Source organism: Citrobacter sedlakii NBRC 105722 (assembly GCF_000759835.1).
Taxonomy (GTDB): Bacteria; Pseudomonadota; Gammaproteobacteria; order Enterobacterales; family Enterobacteriaceae; genus Citrobacter_A; species Citrobacter_A sedlakii.
Map to the genome: position 1 here is coordinate 141,703 of NZ_BBNB01000001.1, position 15,726 is coordinate 157,428.

Annotated in this window: 16 protein-coding genes; 10 read left to right on the forward strand and 6 right to left on the reverse strand. The window is 52.9% G+C overall.

Features of this window, described 5'->3' with window-relative positions:
• Positions 1-73 precede the first annotated feature (73 nt).
• Complete coding sequence (locus CSE01S_RS00710) at positions 74-685, forward strand: LuxR C-terminal-related transcriptional regulator (RefSeq protein ID WP_042282935.1); 612 nt, start codon at positions 74-76, stop codon at positions 683-685.
• A gap of 30 nt (positions 686-715) precedes the next feature.
• Here the strand turns inward: CSE01S_RS00710 and marB are convergent, their stop codons facing one another.
• Genes marB through marR form a run of 3 tightly spaced genes read right to left on the reverse strand, consistent with a single transcriptional unit; the run spans position 716 to position 1,802 of the window.
• The gene (marB, locus tag CSE01S_RS00715; RefSeq protein WP_042282936.1) at positions 716-934 is read right to left on the reverse strand and encodes a multiple antibiotic resistance protein MarB; all 219 of its coding nucleotides are present in this window, start codon (positions 932-934) and stop codon (positions 716-718) included.
• Between the two features lie 32 nt (positions 935-966).
• Positions 967-1,347: an MDR efflux pump AcrAB transcriptional activator MarA gene (gene marA, locus CSE01S_RS00720; protein ID WP_148365360.1), complete on the reverse strand. Its 381-nt coding sequence runs from the start codon at positions 1,345-1,347 to the stop codon at positions 967-969.
• Positions 1,348-1,367: 20 nt separating this feature from the next.
• Positions 1,368-1,802 (reverse strand): multiple antibiotic resistance transcriptional regulator MarR, encoded by a 435-nt coding sequence (marR, locus tag CSE01S_RS00725; RefSeq protein WP_042282939.1) that lies wholly within the window; start codon positions 1,800-1,802, stop codon positions 1,368-1,370.
• A 257-nt stretch (positions 1,803-2,059) separates the two neighbouring features.
• Here marR and CSE01S_RS00730 point away from each other — a divergent pair, with 257 nt between their 5' ends.
• On the forward strand, positions 2,060-2,725 hold the full coding sequence (locus CSE01S_RS00730; RefSeq protein WP_042282942.1) for a MarC family NAAT transporter: 666 nt from the start codon (positions 2,060-2,062) through the stop codon (positions 2,723-2,725).
• A gap of 56 nt (positions 2,726-2,781) precedes the next feature.
• Here CSE01S_RS00730 and CSE01S_RS00735 read toward each other — a convergent pair whose 3' ends face one another.
• The gene (locus CSE01S_RS00735; RefSeq protein WP_042282944.1) at positions 2,782-3,978 is read right to left on the reverse strand and encodes a sugar transporter; all 1,197 of its coding nucleotides are present in this window, start codon (positions 3,976-3,978) and stop codon (positions 2,782-2,784) included.
• Positions 3,979-4,172: 194 nt separating this feature from the next.
• On the opposite strand from CSE01S_RS00735, the gene CSE01S_RS00740 reads away from it, so the two are divergent.
• On the forward strand, positions 4,173-4,961 hold the full coding sequence (locus CSE01S_RS00740; RefSeq protein WP_042282947.1) for a PhzF family phenazine biosynthesis protein: 789 nt from the start codon (positions 4,173-4,175) through the stop codon (positions 4,959-4,961).
• Between the two features lie 137 nt (positions 4,962-5,098).
• Here the strand turns inward: CSE01S_RS00740 and CSE01S_RS00745 are convergent, their stop codons facing one another.
• Entirely contained in the window at positions 5,099-5,983 is an 885-nt protein-coding gene (locus CSE01S_RS00745) for a LysR family transcriptional regulator (RefSeq protein WP_042282949.1), read from the reverse strand.
• A 172-nt stretch (positions 5,984-6,155) separates the two neighbouring features.
• Here CSE01S_RS00745 and CSE01S_RS00750 point away from each other — a divergent pair, with 172 nt between their 5' ends.
• Positions 6,156-7,292 (forward strand): alpha/beta hydrolase, encoded by a 1,137-nt coding sequence (locus CSE01S_RS00750; protein WP_042282951.1) that lies wholly within the window; start codon positions 6,156-6,158, stop codon positions 7,290-7,292.
• A 170-nt stretch (positions 7,293-7,462) separates the two neighbouring features.
• A complete protein-coding gene (locus tag CSE01S_RS00755; RefSeq protein ID WP_042282953.1) occupies positions 7,463-8,680 on the forward strand; it encodes an MFS transporter in 1,218 nt (405 codons plus the stop codon).
• Here CSE01S_RS00755 and ptrR read toward each other — a convergent pair.
• Complete coding sequence (gene ptrR / locus CSE01S_RS00760; RefSeq protein WP_042282955.1) at positions 8,677-9,546, reverse strand: putrescine utilization regulator PtrR; 870 nt, start codon at positions 9,544-9,546, stop codon at positions 8,677-8,679. The two genes, CSE01S_RS00755 and ptrR, sit on opposite strands and share 4 nt — an antisense overlap.
• Before the next feature lie 99 nt (positions 9,547-9,645).
• Here ptrR and sad point away from each other — a divergent pair, with 99 nt between their 5' ends.
• The 5 genes from sad to CSE01S_RS00785 all read left to right on the forward strand — a co-directional run bounded on the left by sad (position 9,646) and on the right by CSE01S_RS00785 (position 15,726).
• On the forward strand, positions 9,646-11,034 hold the full coding sequence (gene sad / locus CSE01S_RS00765) for a succinate-semialdehyde dehydrogenase (protein ID WP_042282957.1): 1,389 nt from the start codon (positions 9,646-9,648) through the stop codon (positions 11,032-11,034).
• Between the two features lie 148 nt (positions 11,035-11,182).
• Positions 11,183-12,760, forward strand: a complete 1,578-nt coding sequence (locus tag CSE01S_RS00770) for a methyl-accepting chemotaxis protein (RefSeq protein WP_042282959.1) — start codon at positions 11,183-11,185, stop codon at positions 12,758-12,760.
• 63 nt (positions 12,761-12,823) lie between these two features.
• Positions 12,824-13,750 (forward strand): glutaminase B, encoded by a 927-nt coding sequence (glsB, locus tag CSE01S_RS00775; protein WP_042282961.1) that lies wholly within the window; start codon positions 12,824-12,826, stop codon positions 13,748-13,750.
• Positions 13,750-14,109, forward strand: a complete 360-nt coding sequence (locus tag CSE01S_RS00780; protein ID WP_042282964.1) for a DUF4186 domain-containing protein — start codon at positions 13,750-13,752, stop codon at positions 14,107-14,109. The genes glsB and CSE01S_RS00780 overlap by 1 nt, the downstream gene beginning before the upstream one ends.
• A gap of 180 nt (positions 14,110-14,289) precedes the next feature.
• Positions 14,290-15,726, forward strand: coding sequence for a GGDEF domain-containing protein (locus CSE01S_RS00785; RefSeq protein WP_042282966.1), 1,437 nt, complete (start codon positions 14,290-14,292; stop codon positions 15,724-15,726).

Below are 15,726 nucleotides of genomic sequence, written 5' to 3' on the forward strand. Positions count from 1 at the left end.
GCCTTCTGATTTGCGGGCCATTTAAAATATGCTGTAAATAGTTTTATAAAAACCATGTCAAAGGAATGGAAACGTGATTGTTGTTATCACATCGTGTGGATACTTTAAGAAAGGATTTGGCTATATTATTGAAGAAATCAGAAGAGAGCATCATTCATTTTCAGAAGTCCGCTATGTTAATCATATTCGCGAGATTCACAAAAAAAGTATTGCTAAGATCAAAGCCATTATTGTGGACTATGGCGAAAGCAATACCCAACTGTTGAGTGAATTGTTCGATTTTAAATCTCACTATCCTGAGAGTTATATCGTATTGATTACCCGAGAGCGGTGCTACGAAAGCACCATTGATAATATTATTATCAATTCAATCTCGGAATTCAGTATCGACTGTAAGGCTGTGATCAAAAAAATCAGCAGCTTTCTGGAGAATTTTAAAGAAGGAAATCAAAAAATCGTCATTACCAAAAACATGAAATTGTATCATCTGGAAAAGGAAGCCCAGCTGTCACAAAAAGAGGTGAGTCTGCTGCCTTACATCATGTTTGGTAAGAAGAATAAAGAAATTTCGCGACAGTTTAATCTGAGCGAAAAGACCGTTTGCCATCATCGCAGGAATATCTACAAAAAATTCGCGGTGGAGAATCTGGCTGGACTGTATCACAAGATTGAGGAGAAGGACTAAAAAAGCCCCGCGCAGGCGGGGCAAGACGAATCAGAGTCGGTGCCGGTTGTAATAAGGCACGCCCAGTTCGTCGGACTTGTCGCTTCCCGTGCCCATATGGTTCAGATCGAACGGTGACTGTTCCTGAGCGGTTGGAATCAGCATCGTGTCGCGATTATCTGATGTCGAAAGCTGGGCGGGTTGCTCTGCAACGCTCTGGCCGGAAATAACCAGCAGCAGGGCCAGCATTACAGAAGACAACAGTTTCATGATTTCCTCGATTACGTCGTTTACAGGCGATTTTAGCTACAATGGTTTAGCGGGTGCAGATACCGTGATTCCCCGTGCATATTGGTAATACGGTATTTATGCGGCGGAACGTCGAAATAGTTTTTGAAGGTCCGGGTCAGCGTTTGCTGCGACTCGAAACCGTAACGTTCGGCCAGGTATAAAATAGGCTCGTTACTTTCCTTTAATTTCTGCGCTATTTCCGTCATCTTACGGCTGCGGATGTACTGACCTAACGAATGGCCGGTCTCTTTTTTAAACATCCGCTGCAGGTGCCATTTGGAGTAACCTGAACGCTCAGACACTTTTTCCAGTGAGAGCGGCGATTCCAGGTTATCTTCGATCCAGTCCAAAATGCTATGAATGGTGATAGCGTCAGTATTGCGTCTGGACATCGTCATACCTCTTTTTGTTTTTACGGCAGAACTTTCTTGAGCAAATACTCAAGCGTTGCCACTTCGTCAGCCGTTAGGTTTTTTGTTAATTCCTGGTGCAGGTCTTGCCCTACTAATTGATGACATTGCTCACATATTGCCGCGCCGTGTTCGGTCAGTGTGACCAACACGCCGCGCTTGTCATTCGGGTTAGGGTGTCGGTCGACCCAGCCTTTACAGACCAGACGGTCGAGCATTCGCGTTAGCGCGCCAAGATCGACGGACAGCACTTTTTTCAACTCAACCGGGGTGATACAACCTGCGCAGCGAATCGAGCAAAGCACCTTAAACTGCGATGCCGTGATATCCAGCGGCGAGAGGTACTCGTTCAGCAGGCGATCTTTTTTCTGATTAACCATGTAGATCAAGCGACCCAGCGGAATGATGTCGTTGAATAAGTCACTGGTGCTTTTCACAATGGTTGCCCTGGCAAGTATTTAGTTACGGCAGATAATATTGCCCAGGCAACTATAAGTCAAACGAATGAATTGGCCGATCACACGATTTGCTAAAAGCCGTTTTGCGTGATCTGCATCACGTTCAAATATGTTAATGATAATTAGACATTATGAGTTTTTGACGCTCATGAATGCTTACAGCCGCGGAATGGCGAAGGAGACGGGTTTCCACTTATACTTGCCGCCAGACGATCGAAACAGGAACTGAAGCCATTATGATGGAGTTGTTTAAAGCGATAGGACTGGGGCTGGTGGTGATTCTGCCGCTGGCGAATCCGTTAACGACCGTAGCGTTATTTCTTGGCCTCGCCGGAAACATGAACAGCGCAGAGCGCAACCGCCAGTCGCTGATGGCCTCGGTTTATGTGTTTGCCATCATGATGGTGGCCTACTATGCCGGTCAACTGGTAATGAATACGTTTGGCATCTCCATTCCCGGTCTGCGTATTGCCGGTGGGTTAATTGTGGCGTTTATTGGTTTTCGGATGCTATTTCCGCAGCAGAAGGCGCATGAATCGCCGGAAGCGAAAAGTAAGTCGGAAGAGCTTGTTGATGAGCCCACCGCTAACATCGCCTTTGTGCCGCTGGCAATGCCGAGCACTGCAGGTCCGGGTACGATTGCGATGATCATCAGTTCGGCATCCACGGTACGCCATGGCGCCGATTTCCCGGACTGGGTGATTACCGTTGCGCCGCCCATTATCTTTGCCGCCGTCGCCGTGATCCTCTGGGGCTGTCTGCGCAGTTCCGGCGCCATTATGCGTCTGGTGGGTAAGGGCGGTATTGAAGCAATTTCCCGCCTGATGGGCTTTTTGCTGGTTTGTATGGGCGTGCAGTTTATTATTAACGGCGTTCTGGAAATTATTAAAACCTACCCCTAATGCGCACGTCATACCGTCCTGGTCGGTCCTTCCGGTCAGGACGGATTCACGCTTTATCAGCTATGCTGAGGTTGTTCTTCCAGCGAGACAGGCCATTTCCGAAAAATGATGATCGACCAAATCAGCGCGGCCAGCGCCGGGACGGCGCCGACGTACCCCACGGACGACATTGAGCCGTGCAGGCTTACCTGATTGCCCAGCAGCGCGCCAGCGCCAATGCCGATATTGAAGATGCCAGAGAATAACGCCATCGCCACGTCGGTGGCATCGGGCGCCAGCGCCAGCACTTTTACCTGCATCCCGAGACCAATCACCATAATGGCAATCCCCCAGAAAATACTCAGGACGGCGAGATGCATTTCGCTGCCCGCCGCAGGCAACAGCAGCAAGAGACATACCGTCAGCAACATGATTGCGACGCTAATCAGCGCCGACGCGTGCTGGTTGCCTAGCTTACCAAACACGACGCTGCCAATAATGCCTGCTCCGCCCAGCACCAACAGCAGCACGGTAGCGAAATTGGCGCTCAACCCGGCGACGGTCTGAACAAACGGTTCAATGTAACTGTAAGCGGTATAATGAGCGGTTACCACGACAACGGTCAGTAGATAAAGGCTCACCAGCGCCGGCCGGCGAAATAACAGCGGCAGGCTTTTTAACGAGCCGGAATGTTCACTGGGTAATGTCGGCAACAATTTTATCAAACAAACGAGGGTGACCAACGCGCCCATACCGATCGCGAAAAATGTGGTACGCCAGCCAAAATACTGACCGACAATGCGTCCGATCGGCAGGCCAAGCACCATCGCCAGCGCGGTGCCGGTGGCGATTAAGCTCAGCGCTTGCGCGCGCTTCCCGGCGGGGGCCAGACGGATCGCCAGTGAGGCGGTAATCGACCAGAAGATCGCATGCGCAAAGGCGATACCGATACGGCTAAGCACCAGCACGGTGAAATTCCACGCCAGAAACGACAGGACATGGCTGGCAATAAACAACACGAACAAACCAATCAACAGCTTACGTCGTTCGACCTGGCTGGTCAGCAGCATGAACGGCAGCGACATCAGCGCCACGACCCATGCGTAGATGGTCAACATAATCCCGACCTGGGCGGTTTGCATATGAAAGCTCTGCGCGATATCAGACAGCAGACCGACAGGGACGAATTCCGTGGTATTAAAAATAAACGCTGCAATGGCAAGCGTAACTACCCGTAGCCACGCGACCTTGCGGGAAACAGTGTGAGTTGTCATAGAAATGAGTCGGGTTAGTTGCGAAAGGATGAGAAGGCGATCTTAAAACGTTTATTGGCGAAAAGACAATCATTTTGTGATTCAGATCTCCTTTTACTGGATAAGTGACGTTGTCACATAAAAGAGATTGACGCTTGTGAATATTCTGTATTTATGCCACTTTGCAAGAAAGCAATGACAGACGGGGCAACGGCATGAAAGAGATTGATTTTTATCTGGTTGATGCGTTCAGCGATAGCGCATTCGGGGGCAATGCCGCGGCAGTTTGTCTGCTTGATGACTGGCTGCCTGACGCCATCCTGCAGAAGATGGCGCAGCAGCATAATCAATCGGAAACCGCCTTTATCGTCCGCCAGCAAAGCGGTTTTTCCCTGCGCTGGTTTACCACCCGTAATGAGGTTAATCTTTGCGGCCATGCCACGCTTGCCAGCGCGCATGTCATTTTCAGTCACCTTAATTATCCTGATAGTAGACTTCATTTTGATACGCTTTCCGGTCGTCTGACCGTTGAGCGTTGCGACGAATGGTTAACACTGGACTTTCCCGCTGGCGCGACCGAAGAACAGACGCCGCCGCCGGAAATGCTTCGCGCGCTGGGAATAGAACAGTATCTCCACGCCCGCAAAGGACGCGCCTGGATGATTGAGCTGGCAAGCCGTCAACAGGTGGAGTCGCTCACCCCGGCGATTGGCGCAATGCGACCCGGCGAACATAAAGTCTCGGTAACCGCGGCAGGTGACGGCGAATATGATTTTGTGAGTCGCTTTTTCTCCCCTGGCGAGGCGGTATGGGAAGATCCGGTCACGGGCTCTGCGCATACGATGCTCATTCCGTACTGGGGCGCAAAGCTCAATAAAACGCAAATGCTTGCCCGTCAGGTCTCCGCTCGCGGCGGCGACGTGCGCTGCGAGTGGCGAAACGATCGGGTACTGATGGGCGGAAAGGCGAGAACGTATTTAACGGGTAAGATTATAACGGGTTAACCGGGGTCAGTTTGGATATCGAAAATGATCGTACGTTAAGGTTGTTTTTTGACCTTTCTACTTTCCACTGTGCGCCAAATACGGACGCTATTCACCCGTTCATGTCCCGGCCTTGTGTTAAATATCCTCTTTACCCCTTAAATTCTCAAGGCATCAATCACCGCTCGTAAAGCAGGCGACACATTACGATGTGGATAATAGAGGAATGATCCTTCCAGACGCTGACTATAACGTTGTAGGACTCTGATGAGCGTCCCCGATTCTAAATCATCGGAAACCAGTTCTTCGGGGACATAAGCCAGCCCTAATCCTAGTCTGGCGGCTTTGGCTTCCATATAACTGTCAGCGAAAGCCCATTGTCCCTGTGGCCGATGGGTGATTTTTTTACCCTCCTGATGGAGTTCCCAGTCATACAAACTGCCGTCGCCGAACTGGTAGGCGATGCAGGGATGAACCACTAAATCCTCCGGGGTGTGCGGAAACCCGTAGCGACGAAAGTGTTCTGGCGCACCGACAACGGCCATCTCCATATCGGGAGAGATGCGCACTGCAATCATGCCGCTGCCAACTTCTGGCCCCAGACGTACGCCCGCATCGAACCTCTCTGTAATGATATCTACAAACCGACTTTCACTGATGAGTTCCAGCCTGATATCAGGGTAGCGCTGCTTAAACACCGCAAGCTTCGGCAAGAGCACTTTATCGATAGCGTGCTGGCTGGCATTGATGCGCACTAAACCCGATGGAGTCTGGCGGTAGTGGGCCAGCGTGGCAAGCCCCATATCAAGTGCATCGAATCCTGACTCGACGGTGCGGTAGAGCTGCTCACCGGCATGGGTAAGCGATAATTTCCGTGTCGTGCGAACAAGAAGTCGGATACCCAGCCGATCTTCAAGTTCACGTACAGAGCGGCTTATTCCTGATTGCGCCAGGCCAAGACGCTTTGCTGCGGCGGTAAAACTCCCTTCCCGAACAACCAGCATAAAAAGGTAGAGATCGTTGTAGTTTTCTCGTTTTGCCACCTTTATACCCTCGTATCATCATCACTATTCATAACAACATGGTATTAATTTTAGCAATTTTTAGCCTCTAATCAGCACTAATTATGCTGATTATAATATTCGCATTGCAACAAAGCACAGCAGAGTTGTCCGTATGAAACCTGTTTTCTAAAACGTTTTCAGGAGTATTTTGATGACCATTTTCACCAAAAAACTAACGGCCACGATCCCCGCCATGCTGCTATGTGCGTCATTAAGTGGAGTAACGACGATGAGTTATGCTGACACATCCAACCCTAACAGCCCCGTTTCGCTTATCAATACGTGGGATAAAACCTTTGCCGAAAGTACCAAGGTCGATCACCGTAAGGTGACCTTTCAGAACCGCTACGGGATCACTTTAGTTGGGGACCTTTACGTGCCGAAAGAGCGCGGCGAGCGTAAGCTGGCAGCTATTGCCATAAGCGGACCTTTCGGTGCGGTCAAAGAGCAATCCAGTGGCCTGTACGCTCAGACGTTGGCTGAAAAGGGATTTATTACTCTGGCTTTCGACCCTTCATATACGGGCGAAAGCGGCGGCCAACCGCGTAACGTCGCGTCGCCGGATATCAACACCGAGGATTTTAGCGCGGCGGTTGATTTCCTGGGGCTGCAAAAAGAGGTGGATCGCAACCGTATCGGCCTGCTAGGGATTTGCGGCTGGGGCGGCATGGCCTTAAATGATGCCGCGATGGATACCCGCGTTAAGGCCGTGGCGACCAGCGTTATGTATGACATGAGCCGCGCGATGGGGCATGGCGTGGGGGAGGGTAAAGACCGCTACACGACCGCCGATCGTCGTACCGTATTGCAGTATCTGAATGCCCAGCGCTGGAAAGACGCCGAAAACGGCACTGTCGCTCCCGGCGGACATGATATTTATGTCGACGAGAAGGGCCAGGCAACCACTTCTGAGCGTATTTTGCCGGAAACCTTGCCTGCTAATCCGAACCCGGTTTTAAAAGAATTCTTTGATTATTACCGCATGCCGCGTGGTTTCCATGAGCGTTCGGTCAACTCAACCGGCGCATGGAATGCGACAATGCCTCTGTCGTTTATGAATATGCCACTGCTGAGTTACGCCAATGAAGTGACTATCCCGACACTCATCGTGACCGGCGAAAAAGCCCATTCACGCTATTTTGCGGAAGATGCCTTTAAGGCTATCGGCAGCAAAGAGAAAGAACTGGTGATTATTCCGAATGCAAACCATGTAGATTTATACGACAACGCTGCGGGTAAGATCCCATTTGCTAAATTTGAACAGTTCTTTGAGACCAACTTAAGATAATCCACTGAGCACACGTTGCCGGGCCATCCGCTATAGGCGGATGGTTTTTAACTGACTGATACTCAAAATAATATGTCATCTTGCACTCTCGTTTGATGCCGTTATTCCTTGAATAACGGCATACCTACTGCGCCTGAATTTACCCGGAACGTGATAAAGAGAAGTTAATAATGTCTGTATTAAATCCTGCATCGTCATATTCAAAACCACATGCTTACTGGGGCGGTATCTTTGCTATGACGCTCTGCGTTTTTGTGCTCATTGCATCTGAATTTATGCCAGTCAGCCTGCTTACGCCCATAGCCCGCGATCTGAATGTTACGGAGGGGGTGGTGGGGCAAGGTATTGCCATCTCTGGCGCACTGGCGGTGCTTACCAGCCTGACGATTTCTCGCATCGCCAGAGATCTGAATCGTAAATATCTTCTGCTGGGGCTGACAGTGTTGATGGCTATATCAGGAATTACTATTGCACTGGCGCCCGGTTATCCGATTTATATGCTGGGGAGGGGGATGATTGGTATCGTCATTGGCGGATTCTGGTCAATGTCGGCGGCAACTGCGATTCGGTTAGTGCCGTACCACCAGGTTCCCCGCGCCCTGGCGATATTTAACGGCGGAAACGCGCTGGCTACCGTTGTGGCGGCACCGCTTGGTAGCTACCTGGGGGCAAACATCGGCTGGCGAGGCGCCTTTTTGTGCCTTGTCCCCCTTGCAATAGCCGCGTTCATCTGGCAATGCGTCAGTCTGCCATCAATGGAAAGCGCGAAAGAACAAAAACCGCAGAGGTCTGTGCTGCGCCTGTTCCGCGTTTCTGTTGTACCCGTGGGTCTGCTAGCCTGTGGGCTGTTCTTTACTGGGCAGTTTGCCCTGTTTACCTACGTGCGGCCTTTTCTGGAAACCGTGACCGGAGTTAATACTTCCGGTCTCTCCCTGATTTTGCTGTCCATTGGCGTGGCTGGTTTTATCGGCACCATGCTCGTGTCAACCTTCCTCAATGCCAGGTTTTACCCGATATTAATCACCATTCCGTTACTTATGGCTATCATTGTCGGCTTATTGCTTCTGACCGGACAACGCCCGTGGACAGTTGCCTTATTGCTAAGCCTGTGGGGGATGTTTGCAACGGCAGCGCCAACGGGATGGTGGACATGGATAGCGCGAACGCTGCCCGAAGATGCTGAAGCGGGTGGTGGTCTCATGGTTGTTGTCATCCAGCTCTCAATTGCGCTTGGCTCAACGGTCGGAGGGCTTGTGTTCGACAGTATGGGATGGAAAAGTACTTTTTTCCTGAGCGCAGTGTTACTTCTTGGGGCGGGAGTGATGACAGTTCTCACATCCCGCCAAAACACAGATACAAAGAATCACCTTAACCAAACTGACCCCTAACCCGGCGTTGAAGTCCCTTTCAGGAGCGTGATGAACGCCTCCAGCTGGCGCGTCATGGCGCCGCGCCGCCATATCAGCCAGGTGGTAAGCCACCGCCACTCTTCTGGTAACGGCCATGCCTCCACCTGGTGATGACCGGGCATACTTTCCAGCATACTGCGGGGGATCAGCGCAATCCCTGCACCGGCGATCACGCAGGCCAGCATGCCGTGATATGACTCCATTTCATGGATTGTGCCCGGCATGGCCTGGTCGTCGTGAAACCAGCTTTCGAAATGCCGACGGTACGAGCAGTTGGCGCGGAAGGCGAACAGGTTGCTTCCATTGACATCGCTGGCGCGCGATACCGGCGGATGACCGTGTGGCGCGACCACCATCATTTCTTCCTTATACACAGGAATGCCTTCCAGTCCCGGGTGGGGAACGGGACCGTCAATAAACGCGGCGTTAAGGTGACCTTCCAGTACGCCATCAAGCATTTTTCCGGAAGGGCCGGTCGCCAGCGAGAACTGAATTTTAGGGTAACGCTGGTTAAATTCCGCCAGCGTCGCCGGAATGCGTACCGCGGCGGTGCTTTCCAGCGAACCGAGGGTAAAAAGGCCCTGCGGTTCATCGCCTGCCACTACCATTCGCGCCTCGTCGACCAGCGCCAGGATCTGCTGACTGTAGCGCAAAAAGTTATGCCCGGCGGGAGAAAGACGCAGGCGCTGGTTTTCGCGAATAAACAGATCGACGCCAAGATCGGCTTCAAGCTGGCGTATCCGGGTGGTCAGGTTCGACGGCACGCGATGCACCCTGGCCGCAGCCTGCGTGATACTGCCCGTTTCGGCCACTGCGTTAAACATTTCCAGTTGCGTCAGGTCCATAGTTTTCTCATTTTGTGAATACCCTGCTCAATATTATTCATTTTAAGGAAAGAGTAAACGCGTCCATGATGATGATAAAACCAACAATGGAGAAACCCTGTGACGATTTCATCTGCAACACATGCCATTTCTGTTAATCCCGATACTGGCGAACAGCTGTCCGCGTTACCGTGGGCCAGCCAGCACGATATCGAGCGGGCTTTATCGCTTGCTGAGCAGGGCTTCGCGACATGGAAGCGCACCAGTGTGGCGTTTCGCGCGCAAAAGCTGCGTGATCTCGGTCAGGCGCTGCGTGTTCATGGTGAAGAAATGGCACAGTGCATTACCCGTGAAATGGGCAAACCTGTTAAACAGGCGCGCGCCGAAGTCGCTAAGTCAGCGGCGCTTTGCGACTGGTATGCAGAGCACGGTCCGGCGATGTTGGCGACCGAGCCGACGCTGGTGGAAAATCAGCAGGCGGTGATTGAGTACCGACCGCTCGGCACCATTCTGGCGGTGATGCCCTGGAACTTTCCGCTCTGGCAGGTGCTGCGCGGGGCGGTGCCGATTTTGCTGGCGGGGAATGGCTACCTGTTAAAACCCGCGCCATGCGTGACGGGCTGCGCGCAAATCATCGCGCAAGTGTTTGCGGAAGCGGAGATCCCGATGGGCGTTTATGGCTGGTTGAACGCCGATAACGCTGGCGTCAGCGCTGTCATCCAGGACCGACGAATTGCCGCTGTGACCGTCACGGGAAGCGTTCGCGCCGGCGCGGCAATCGGCGCTCAGGCCGGGGCGGCGCTGAAAAAATGTGTGCTTGAACTGGGTGGTTCCGATCCGTTTATTGTCCTTAACGACGCCGATCTGGATTTGGCGGTGAAAGCGGCGGTGGCCGGACGTTACCAGAATACCGGGCAGGTTTGCGCGGCAGCGAAACGTTTTATTATCGAAGAAGGGATTGCCGATACGTTTACCGAACGTTTTGTGGCCGCTGCCGCGGCGCTGAAAATGGGGAATCCGCTTGACGAGCACAACGATCTTGGCCCGATGGCGCGTTTCGATCTGCGTGACGAGTTGCATGAGCAAGTACAGGCCACGCTTGCGCAGGGGGCGCAACTGCTGCTGGGTGGTGAGAAAATGGCCGGAAAGGGGAATTATTACCCGGTGACGGTGCTGGCTAACGTCACGCCTGAAATGACCGCGTTCCGTGAGGAATTGTTCGGGCCGGTTGCCGCCATTACTGTAGCGAAAAATGCTGAACACGCGCTGGAACTGGCCAATGATAGCGATTTTGGCCTGTCTGCGACCCTTTTTACGGCGGATGAGGTTCGCGCCAGGGAAATGGCCGCTCGCCTTGAATGCGGCGGCGTCTTTATTAATGGCTTCAGCGCCAGCGATGCCCGCGTGGCGTTTGGAGGCGTGAAAAAGAGCGGTTTTGGTCGCGAGCTTTCTCACTTTGGCCTGCATGAGTTTTGCAACGTCCAGACGGTGTGGAAGAACCGCGTTTAATCCCGCTGCGTTAGCTAACCTGTCTCAGCCGGGTAGCACTGCCTACCCGGCGTCTGCGTAATCCAATTCGACCTGTCATATTTCTGCCATAGTTTTGTCATTTACGCTTCGTAGACTCGCGTATAACGTGTTGATACTGAAGAATATTATGAACTTAACTCAAATTTTACGCCGTGTTGTCCGCCGTCAGTTTGGCCTGCTTACCGGCATTTTTTGCATAATTGCGCTATTCAGCGTGCTGCAGGTGACCTCCACGCTGATGCTGTCATTTTCCGTCAGTCAGGCGCGGGAGAACGAACAGCACAATCAACTGGCGCTACGCCAGCAGGCAACGCTGGAGGCGTCGCGTATCGCGTTGCTGACGGCAAGCGACCTGCTTAACCGCGCGGGATTGTACTTTATGCAGGATGCCGCGACAGGCTCAGAAGGAAGCTGGCAAGCGCTTATTGATGAGGCAAGGCTGGCGCTTCAGCAGTCCGGCGCGGCGTGGGACGCCTGGCGAAAGATGGATCCGCGTGCGGATACCGATCTGGTGGAAAGCTATCAGCGCTTCAGCGGCGGGATAGCGGAGCAGGTGGAGGGATTAAGCGAAACACAATCGATCGATGCCTTCTTTGCGGTGCCGGTACAGGCATTCCAGGCCGATTTCAATGAGAACTATAGTCGGGTGCAAAAGGTTAACGCACAAGCGAGAGAGCAAGGACGCCAGCAGTTGCTTGATCGCTTGCTTAACCTTCAGCGCCTGTTCTGGGCGCTGCCTGTCATGCTGCTGGTAATTGCGGTCGCCGTGTGGTGGGGAATGTCACGCTGGGTTATTACGCCGCTGCGTCAGCTTATCGGGCATATTAATATTCTGGCGGCAGGCGATCTTTCTCTGATAGTACCCGCGGTGCCGCAGTTTAATCGTGAAGTGTCACAGCTTTCGAAACGTATTGGCGCAATGCAGCAGGGACTGCGCGAGCTTATTCAACAGGTGAGCGATGCGACGGCGGCAATGGCGGATAACATCGATCGACTGGCGCAGAACAATCAGCGGCTGTACCAGCAGTCCGCCCGGCAAAGCGAAGAACTGAATAACGTCACGGCGCAGGTGTCTGTACTGGAAAATTACGTTGAAGATAACAGCGGGATCGCGCAGCGGGCAAATCAGCGCGCGGAAGACGCGCGGACGATTGCTGCCGGCGGAGACAGAATGATGGATACGGTCAACCGTTCGATGCAGGCGATTGTCGATCGCTCTTCAGAAATGCGCGGGATTATCGCGCTTATCGATAACGTTGCGTTCCAGACCAATATTCTGGCGCTGAATGCGGCAATTGAGGCGGCACATGCCGGGGAGCAGGGGCGAGGCTTTGCGGTCGTCGCCAGGGAAGTGGGGTTGCTGGCGCGTAAGAGCAGTCAGTCAACGCAGGATATCCAGGCGCTGATCCATCATTCGCTGGAGGTGATTGAAGAGGGTTCCGATGCGGTAAACCATCTGGAAAAAAACCTTCAGCAGGTGATGGCTCTGGTGGATAACCTGGGCGCGTCGTTAAAGGATATTTCTACCGCCACGCTGCATCAGGGTAGCCGCATTCATGAGATGACGCGTCAGTTGCAGGCGCTTAACCGGGCGGCGAGCGATACGCGGGAGCTGGTGGATACCGCGTCGGCATCCTCACAGCAATTGCATGCGGAGTCACATCAGTTGATCAACGCCGTGGCGCGATTTCGCCTTCCGGCCTGACGTGACACATTTCGCTCTGCTATACTCCCAGGCCTTTTCTGACTGGCAGGCAAGGAGCAGACGGTGGCAATCGCCCTGGACAATTCAATTTTAGAGACCATTCTGGCTGAGGTTCGTCCACTGATCGGCCAGGGAAAAGTGGCTGACTACATCCCTGCGCTCGCCTCCGTTGACGGCGCCCGGCTGGGCATTGCGATTTGTACCGTTGACGGTCAGCGCTGGCAGGCGGGGGACGCGACTGAACGCTTTTCGATTCAATCTATCTCTAAGGTGCTCAGTCTGGTGGTCGCGATGCGCCACTATGCGGAAGATGAGATCTGGCAGCGCGTCGGAAAAGATCCTTCCGGTTCGCCGTTTAACTCGCTGGTGCAACTGGAGATGGAGCAGGGGATCCCGCGCAATCCGTTTATCAACGCGGGCGCGCTGGTGGTCTGCGATATGTTACAGGGGCGGCTGAGCGCGCCGCGTCAGCGCATGCTGGAAATTGTCCGTGCGCTGAGCGGCGTTTCGGACGTCGGTTACGATACGGTGGTCGCTCGTTCTGAATTCGAGCATTCCGCCCGTAACGCCGCTATCGCCTGGCTGATGAAGTCCTTCGGTAACTTCCATCATGACGTCACGACGGTGCTGCAAAATTACTTCCATTACTGCGCGCTAAAGATGAATTGCGTTGAGCTCGCGCGGACCTTTGTCTTTCTTGCTAATCAGGGAAAGGCGTTTCACCTTGATGAACCGGTGGTGACGCCTTTACAGGCCCGGCAGATCAATGCGCTGATGGCGACCAGTGGAATGTATCAGAACGCCGGCGAATTTGCCTGGCGCGTCGGCCTACCGGCTAAGTCAGGCGTCGGCGGCGGGATCGTGGCGATCGTTCCCCACGAAATGGCAATAGCCGTCTGGAGTCCTGAGCTGGACCCGACCGGTAATTCGCTGGCGGGCATCGCCGCGCTGGAGCAACTGACAAAGCGGTTAGGTCGTTCGGTGTACTGATGAATACATTTGATTCCCTGTTTGCACGACTTTCCCGTTCAACGTTTCGCTCCCGTTTTCGTCTCGGGCCGAAAGAACGGCAGTACTGCTGGGATAAAGGCGCAGAGGTTATTGACCAGCACGCCGCAGACTTTGTGGCAAAACGTCTTGCGCCCGCCATTCCGCTGAACGACGGCAAACAAACCCCGATGCGCGGGCATCCCGTTTTTATTGCCCAGCATGCCACGGCGACCTGCTGTCGCGGCTGTCTTGCTAAATGGCATGCGATCCCGCAAGGCGACGCGCTGACTGAAGAGCAACAACGTTATATTGTTGCGGTTATTCATCACTGGCTGGTTATTCAAATGAATAAAACCTGATAATTAACGGCGTAGTGTAAAACCGTGAAATTGCCAGGGTTTATTTTATTCCAGCCGGGAAAATAACAGGTTAACGCTGCCGGTAATGACTATCTTTGAGAATAATTCATGCTATTCTCAAAATATTACCATTACGCCGCAGAGATAATTGCCCCCGGCAGTGATATGGACAGAGAGTTAATGCAATCACTTCCCATTCCTTCTTTCCGCCTGTTTCAGGAAGATCGTCCACTGCGTAATGCGGTCGCGGTATTTGCGTTCACCACACTGTTCTATTTTATCGGCGCAGAGCTGCGCCTGATTCATGAACTGTCGCTCTTCTGGCCGCTAAATGGCGTACTGGCCGGGATTTTTGCTCGCTTCGTCTGGTTAAACCGACTGCATTATTACGCGGTAAGTTATGTTGCGATGCTTGGCTATGATGCGCTCACCACGCAATGGGGTTGGGTGTCGTTGGTGATTAATCTCTCCAATATGGTGTTTATTGTTATTGTCGCCCAACTGGTCATTCGTGATAAACGACTGGGGAAAAATAAATATCAGCCGATTAGCGCTTTACGCTTATTTAATTACTGTCTGATCGCCGCATTGATCTGTGCCCTGGTCGGCGCGACAGGATCGGTAGGCATTGATCGTCTTTCTTTCTGGCCGTTGTTTGCTGACTGGTTTAGCGAGCAATTTTCAACGGGCGTGTTAATTATCCCCTGTATGTTGACTCTCGGCATGCCGGGCGTCGTTACACGCTTCAAGCCGGAACAGATGATGCCGGTTATCGCGCTGATCGTCTCGGTGTTGGCCTCGGTGATCATTGGCGGAGCAGGGAGCCTTGCCTTTCCCCTTCCTGCGCTTATCTGGTGCGCCGTACGCTATACGCCTCAGGTGACCTGTCTGTTAACTTTTATTACCGGTGCGGTGGAAATCGTGCTGGTGGCAAATTCAATTATCGATATCGCCGTTGCGTCGCCATTCTCGATCCCGCAAATGTTTTCCGCGAGGCTGGGGATTGCCACCATGGCCATTTGCCCCATTATGGTTTCAGTTAGCGTAGCGGCAATTAATTCCCTGATGAAGCAGGTTTCTTTACGCGCCGATTTTGATTTTCTGACTCAGGTTTACTCGCGCTCGGGCCTTTACGAGGCGCTGAAGCGGCAGGATGCGCCAGCAACGCAGCATTTTACCGTTATGCTTCTGGACATCGATTTCTTCAAGAGCATCAATGACAGCCACGGTCATGAATGTGGCGATCGGGTGCTGCGGGTGTTTGCTCAACAACTGCACAAAATTGTTGGCGGCAAAGGACTCATTGCCCGCATGGGCGGCGAAGAATTTGCTGTGGTCATGCCGACACTGCATCCTGAAGAAGGAATGCGTATCGCTGAAACTCTCCGTAAAGCCGTGGCGCTACAACCTTTCAACTGGCAACAGCAAAGCGTCTATCTGACGGTCAGTATTGGTCTGGGGAACGGCAGGGTGGCAGGACGCACGCTGACGGAGCTTTTCAACACGCTGATGGTGGAAGCGGATGAGTGTCTGTACCGCTCGAAGAGAGAGGGGCGTAATCGTACCAGCGCTCGCCAGGCTGACCTGGCGATACTGTCGGAAAGCGACCTGGCGTAA